Annotated in this window: 5 protein-coding genes; 3 read left to right on the forward strand and 2 right to left on the reverse strand. The window is 44.3% G+C overall.

The genetic code is table 11. The features are described from left to right. Positions 1-192: 192 nt before the first annotated feature. Entirely contained in the window at positions 193-654 is a 462-nt protein-coding gene (tnpA, locus tag ABIX36_RS08850) for an IS200/IS605 family transposase (protein ID WP_348081801.1), read from the reverse strand. A 2-nt stretch (positions 655-656) separates the two neighbouring features. Beyond that, positions 657-1,694, reverse strand: a complete 1,038-nt coding sequence (locus ABIX36_RS08855) for a quinone-dependent dihydroorotate dehydrogenase (RefSeq protein ID WP_348081802.1) — start codon at positions 1,692-1,694, stop codon at positions 657-659. 94 nt (positions 1,695-1,788) lie between these two features. On the opposite strand from ABIX36_RS08855, the gene ABIX36_RS08860 reads away from it, so the two are divergent. The 3 genes from ABIX36_RS08860 (at position 1,789) to ABIX36_RS08870 (ending at position 5,809) form a co-directional block, all read left to right on the forward strand. Next, a complete protein-coding gene (locus ABIX36_RS08860; protein WP_348081803.1) occupies positions 1,789-2,556 on the forward strand; it encodes an SGNH/GDSL hydrolase family protein in 768 nt (255 codons plus the stop codon). 141 nt (positions 2,557-2,697) lie between these two features. Further along, the gene (locus tag ABIX36_RS08865) at positions 2,698-4,623 is read left to right on the forward strand and encodes an ABC-F family ATP-binding cassette domain-containing protein (RefSeq protein ID WP_348081804.1); all 1,926 of its coding nucleotides are present in this window, start codon (positions 2,698-2,700) and stop codon (positions 4,621-4,623) included. A gap of 451 nt (positions 4,624-5,074) precedes the next feature. After that, positions 5,075-5,809: a hypothetical protein gene (locus ABIX36_RS08870; RefSeq protein WP_348081805.1), complete on the forward strand. Its 735-nt coding sequence runs from the start codon at positions 5,075-5,077 to the stop codon at positions 5,807-5,809. Positions 5,810-6,193 lie beyond the last annotated feature (384 nt).

The raw sequence follows: 6,193 nt of genomic DNA on the forward strand, positions 1-6,193 counted from the left end.
CCCAAATCTTGCTTTTTGCATTTCTATAAACACGATGCTCCTGCCCGAGCATTTTTTATTCGCTGACAGCAAAAAAGAATCCGATTGTTGTTAATCCGACGCAATCGGCTCCAGCGGAGCCACGTGTTTATAGAAAAATGGATAATGCTTTTTGGCTCCGTAGGTGCCCCCTATCGCGAATACTTATCGTGTTTAATCGAAGAAATCAAACACATATCGCTCATCGTATTGCAATTCGAACCTCTTCAACAACTCTAAATATTCCTGTTTAAATGTTCTCTTTTGATGATGAGCTTCCTGATTAAGCACATATTTTACCACCTTATCGATGTGAGACTGCGAGTAAGAAAAAACACCATAGCCTTCCTGCCAACTAAACTTTCCTTTCACCCAATCCTTACCATTGATAAAATCATTGCTTTCTACTTTAATTTCTTTAACAAAATCCGATATCAAAATAGTCGGCCTAAATCCAACAAATAAATGGATATGGTCTGGCATGCAATTTATCGCCAGCATCTTTGCTTTTCTATGCTGAACCAGCGAGGTAATATATTTATGCAATTCCTCTTTATGCTCCTTAGCGATCACGCTTTGCCTGTTTTGAACTGCAAATACAAACTGCAAATAAATTTGGGAGAAGGTATTTGCCATAATTACACAGCCAATAATTTCTTATTAATTCTCGCTATCAGCCCCGGCCCCTCATAAATAAACCCGGTATACAATTGCACCAGCACCGCGCCCGCCGCAATTTTCTCCGCTGCAGCTTCTGCGGAATGGATGCCGCCCACCCCTATTATGGGGAACGAACCACCGGATACTTTATGTAAATAACTGATCACTTCTGTAGAGCGCTTGGCTAACGGCTTGCCGCTTAATCCACCCGTTTCATCTTTAAAGGCCGAGGTTAACCCTTCGCGACTGACGGTGGTATTGGTGGCTATGATGCCTGCTATGCCGGTTTGTTTTACAATATCGGCTATATCATCCAATTGTTCATTGGTGAGGTCTGGTGCTATTTTGAGGAGAATAGGCCTGCTGATACCGTTTTTGCTGTTGCGTTGCTGCAGGGTGTTCAGGATATGCATTAGCGGCTCCTTCTCCTGTAATGCGCGCAAGCCGGGAGTATTTGGCGAGCTTACGTTCACTACAAAATAATCTACTACATCAAAAAGCCTGTCGAAGCATTTGATGTAATCGTTCACCGCATCCCCATTGGGTGTTACTTTATTTTTACCGATGTTTCCACCTATGATGAGGGCGGTTTCGCCCGGTTTAAGGCTTCTGCGATAAGTAGCAATGCGCTCGGCTGCTACATCAACCCCTAAATTATTAAAGCCCATACGATTAATAAGCGCCTCATCTGCCGGCAGGCGAAACATGCGGGGCTTGTCGTTACCCGGTTGCGGCAACGGCGTAACGGTGCCAACTTCTATAAAACCGAACCCTAAAGCGCCCATTTCGGCGATCAGCTCGGCATTTTTATCGAAACCTGCGGCTAAACCTACGGCATTTTTAAACTTCAGGCCGAAAACTTCTTTCTCCAAACGCTTATCGTCCGATGCCCAGATGGCTTTGCTGATGGCTGTACCGCCTGGCATTTTGTTGAGGCGTTTTAGGTTGCGGGTTACAAAATAATGAATGTTCTCCGGGTCGAACTTGAACAGCAGGGGTTTAAGCAGTTGATACATGGTGCGAATTTACCGTTTTTAATATTTAAGGGTTAACATCTTGCAGAATATTGTAATTTAGTTGCTGTCTATTTTATCGGAACATCTATCTACAATGAAGAATTTTTTAATGAACTCGCGCCGTAATTTTATCAAAAACGCGGCTATTGGTACGGTCGCCACCTTGTCTATCCCGCAAATTGTATCTGCCGCTGTGGATAATTCATCAGCAAAAAAGGTGGAGCTGAACGATAATGATATTATCCTTTTCCAGGGGGATTCCATTACCGACTGGGGCCGCGACAAAAGTAAAACCGAGGCCAATAACCCAAGTTCGCTTGGTAATGGTTATGTGATACATACCACGGGCGCGCTGCTGGTAAAATACCCGCACAAAAACCTGCAGATCTTCAACAAAGGCATTAGCGGCAACAAGGTTTACCAATTAGCCGAGCGTTGGGATACCGACTGCATAGCCCTTAAACCAACCGTACTCAGCATCCATATCGGCGTAAACGATTTTTGGCATACACTTACCAGTGGCTACAAAGGCACCATTGAAACCTATATTGCCGATTATAAAAAGCTGATAGAGCGCACCCGCCAATCCCTACCCGGCATTAAAATTATTATTTGCGAACCCTTCGCGGTAAAAGGCGTACGAGCTGTAGATGATAAATGGTATCCGGCATTTGATGCCTACAGGCAAGCCGCACGCGATATAGCCACGCAATACGACCTCCCTTTTGTGCCATACCAGGCCGTTTACGATAAAGCTCTTGAGATTGCCCCGGGCAGTTACTGGACCACAGACGGCGTACACCCCAGCATTGGCGGCGCCAAACTAATGGCCGAAGCATGGGTACAGGCGGTGAAAGGATAGATTTTAAGACGAAGGATTAAGTACCAATAGACAAAAGAACGGCATAATTTCACATTGCGCTGACTTAGATACACATAGCGATAGGTCCTTAATCCTTTCGCCCTTTGTCTTTTGTCTCTCAAAAACGTATCTTTGCGGCAAATGATCGCTATAAATAACCTTACGTTTGAGATTGGTGCGCGGGCGCTGTACGATGAAGCCAACTGGCATATAAAACCGGGAGAAAAAATTGGCCTTATTGGTGCCAATGGTACCGGTAAAACAACCCTTTTAAAGATCATTGTGGGCGACTACAAGCCTACCTCGGGTACTATATCTATGGCTAAGGACCTTACTATGGGTTACCTTAACCAGGATTTGCTCTCCTACTCGTCTGACAAGAACATCGTACATGTTGCTATGGAAGCCTTTGAGCGCCAGAACCAGCTACACGATGAGATAGAAGCCCTGCTTAAAAAACTGGAAACAGATTACACCGAAGACCTTTTACATAAGCTAAGCGACAAGCAGCACGAATTTGAACTGCTTGATGGTTACAACATCGAATACAAAGCACACGAAATTTTAGCCGGTCTGGGGTTTAACGAGGCCGATTGCCAGCGTAAGCTAAGCACCTTTAGCGGGGGCTGGCGGATGCGCGTAATGCTTGCCAAGATCCTTTTACAAGCGCCGGACATCCTTTTACTGGATGAGCCTACCAACCACCTTGACTTACCATCTATCCAATGGCTGGAAGATTATTTGAAGGCCTTTAACGGCGCTATCATCATCGTATCGCACGATAGGTGGTTTTTAGATAAGTTGATCAACCGCACGGTAGAATCGCGTAAGGGTAAGCTAAACGTTTACGCAGGCAACTATACTTTTTACCTGGAAGAAAAAGCTTTACGTGCCGAAATTCAGCGTGGTGAGTTTAAAAACCAGCAATCGAAAATAAAACAAGAAGAGCGTTTAATTGAGCGTTTCCGTGCCAAGGCCTCCAAGGCGAAGATGGCACAGTCGCGTATTAAAATGCTTGATAAAATGGAGCGTGTTGACGATGTGGATGATGATAACCCAGAGGTTAACTTCAGCTTCCGTTTCAGCAGGCAATCCGGCCGCCACGTGGTTACCATGGAGCATATCACCAAAAAGTACCCGGCGATTGATATTTTAGATGATGCCGAGGCAATCATCGAAAAAGGCGACAAAATTGCATTGATAGGCGCCAACGGTAAAGGTAAATCTACCCTGTTAAGAATTGTCGCAGGTGCAGATACCGAGTTTGAAGGCACGGCCCAAACCGGGCATAACGTTACACAAACGTTTTTTGCGCAGCACCAGTTAGAATCGCTTCACCTGGAGCATCAGATCTTGCAGGAGTTGCAAGCCTTCGCACCGAAACATACCGATACGGAACTACGCTCGATATTAGGTTCGTTCCTGTTTACCGGTGATGATGTATTCAAGAAGATAAAAGTATTATCGGGTGGCGAGAAATCGCGCGTAGCGCTTGCCAAGGCTTTAACAGCCGATGCAAACTTCCTGGTACTGGATGAGCCTACCAATCACCTGGACATGGCATCCGTAAATATACTGATACAGGCGCTGCAACAGTACGAAGGTACGGTGATCGTTGTATCGCACGATAGGTACTTCCTGGATAACGTGGCCAATAAGATCTGGTTTATTGAGGACCAGAAGATAAAACAATACCCGGGCACTTACGCCGAGTACGACGTGTGGAACGATAAACGCAAACTGGAGCCAAAAGCCGCGGCACCTGCCCCTCAGCCAAAAAAGGAAGAGAAGAAGGAAACCGTCCCAGTTAAGCAACAAACAGGCGACAACAAACATCAGCAACTGAAGAAGCTTAATCAAGATTTGAGTAAACTGGAAGAGAACATTGCAGGCGTAGAAAAAGAAGTAAAAGCCATGGAAGCCCAGCTGGCAGATAACCAGATCTTCAACCAGGCCGAAAAGATGAAGCAGATAAACAACAGCTACCAGCTTAAAAAAATGGAGCTTGGCGGTTTACAGCAAAAATGGGAAGCATTAGCCGACCAGATAATGGAGCTGGAAGCTTAAAGCGAAGCCCCCCAGCGCCCTGAAAGGGGAGTTTTTGAAAATATTGAGCCCGTACTTATAAATTAGTACGGGCTTTTTTATTTTGTCATACTGACCAACAACGTCATCCCGAATTTATTTCGGGACCCCACGGGACAGGTCGCCACCGCGAAAGCTCACCGAAATAATTTCCCGCCATCAACGTTTTTCCACGTCCGGCGCAACTACATCTTTTGAGCGTCCGCGCTCGCTAAGCCTGAATGGGCGGAGTTTTCGCCATTTGGTTATAGCCGCATGGGATGTGGTCACAGCCTGCCACGAGTTTGAAACGTTGGGCAAGTGCAAGGCCTAATTATTTGCAAAGTAGCGGTTTATATTGGTTACCTTGCATACGGGGCACAAGTGAGGAACAATTGCGCCGACAAGGGGGCTAAGTTATCAAGCAATCTCACATTGGGGCTAAATTTATAATATGAACAAATATTACTTGGTTTTCATCTTGGCTTTTTTTTGCGCTTGTAAAAAACAACTTTCTCACTACAAAGAAATCGACCGCGATTATTATGTAAGTGCCGAAGTGTCTAACAGTAAAGATGGCTCATTAGACACTCTTTATACTTTTTTAGATCCTAAAAATCTGTCGACAGCCTTAAAAGTAGGATTTTATAAAAATGGCTTTATGAATGGGACTTGGACCTATAACGATAATACTGGGATTAAGGAGATAAAATGGGCGCACTATTATGACAAGCATTTGAAATTTGAAACAAATGTGTTTCCGTTCGTTGATTCGGTTAAGTATAAAAATAACGTTTCAAAATTTCTTTTTAAAAAAGGAGAAGGCTCCATTATATTAAGTGTTTCTTTAAATGGACCTATTAAGGATTCTTTACCTCAAAAAAAATACGACATAATAGCAAAAAATGAGCTATTGTTGATCGGTGCTAAAGTGAAGTTTTATAATTCTAAAGACATTTCAAACGAAGGCCGAAAGTTGCATTTAGTTAATTCGATGATAATTTTACCTAATGGAAAGATACGATATATCTATGCCATGTTTACTTACACCATTGGCGGAGAATTTATCGAAATTTCTTGTAACTCGAATATTGATAACCTTTTCTATGCTAAAGAACTATTTTATGCTGCAGTCACAAATTTTAAAATAAAAAAAAACTTTCTATACCCAATCCCGGTGCGAAAGTGACGAGTAGGGCCTAATGGCAAAGGCTTCTCCGCCGCGCCGGATAGCCACGCCTACGCAACTCTACATCTTTGAGCGCCCGCGCTCACGGAGCTAAGTCTGGATAAGCGGAGTTTCGACGTTGCGCCGCAGCCGCATGGGATGTTGGTCAAAGCTTACCACGCGTTTGAAGTATTGGGCTAAGCATGGCTTACTCACGTCTAATTATTGCGAAGTAGCTGTTCATATTGGTTACCTTGCATACCGGGCGCAAGTGAGGACGTGGCCGTTGCACAACGAGGACTTTGATAACCATAAACTGAGCTATACGGCCTAGGTATACGATTTTAAGAATAGTAAAATTCACCTGCTTTCAAAGGCTCCGATAGGCTTAAAAGTGCCCACCAA

This window comes from Mucilaginibacter sp. (assembly GCF_039925265.1).
Lineage (GTDB): Bacteria > Bacteroidota > Bacteroidia > Sphingobacteriales > Sphingobacteriaceae > Mucilaginibacter.

Coding starts and splice junctions, on each gene's coding strand:
- ABIX36_RS08860 (WP_348081803.1), top strand. CDS start 1,789: ATGAAGAATTTTTTAATGAACTCGCGCCGTAATTTTATCAAAAACGCG.
- ABIX36_RS08855 (WP_348081802.1), bottom strand. CDS start 1,694: ATGTATCAACTGCTTAAACCCCTGCTGTTCAAGTTCGACCCGGAGAAC.
- ABIX36_RS08870 (WP_348081805.1), top strand. CDS start 5,075: ATGAACAAATATTACTTGGTTTTCATCTTGGCTTTTTTTTGCGCTTGT.
- ABIX36_RS08865 (WP_348081804.1), top strand. CDS start 2,698: ATGATCGCTATAAATAACCTTACGTTTGAGATTGGTGCGCGGGCGCTG.
- tnpA (WP_348081801.1), bottom strand. CDS start 654: ATGGCAAATACCTTCTCCCAAATTTATTTGCAGTTTGTATTTGCAGTT.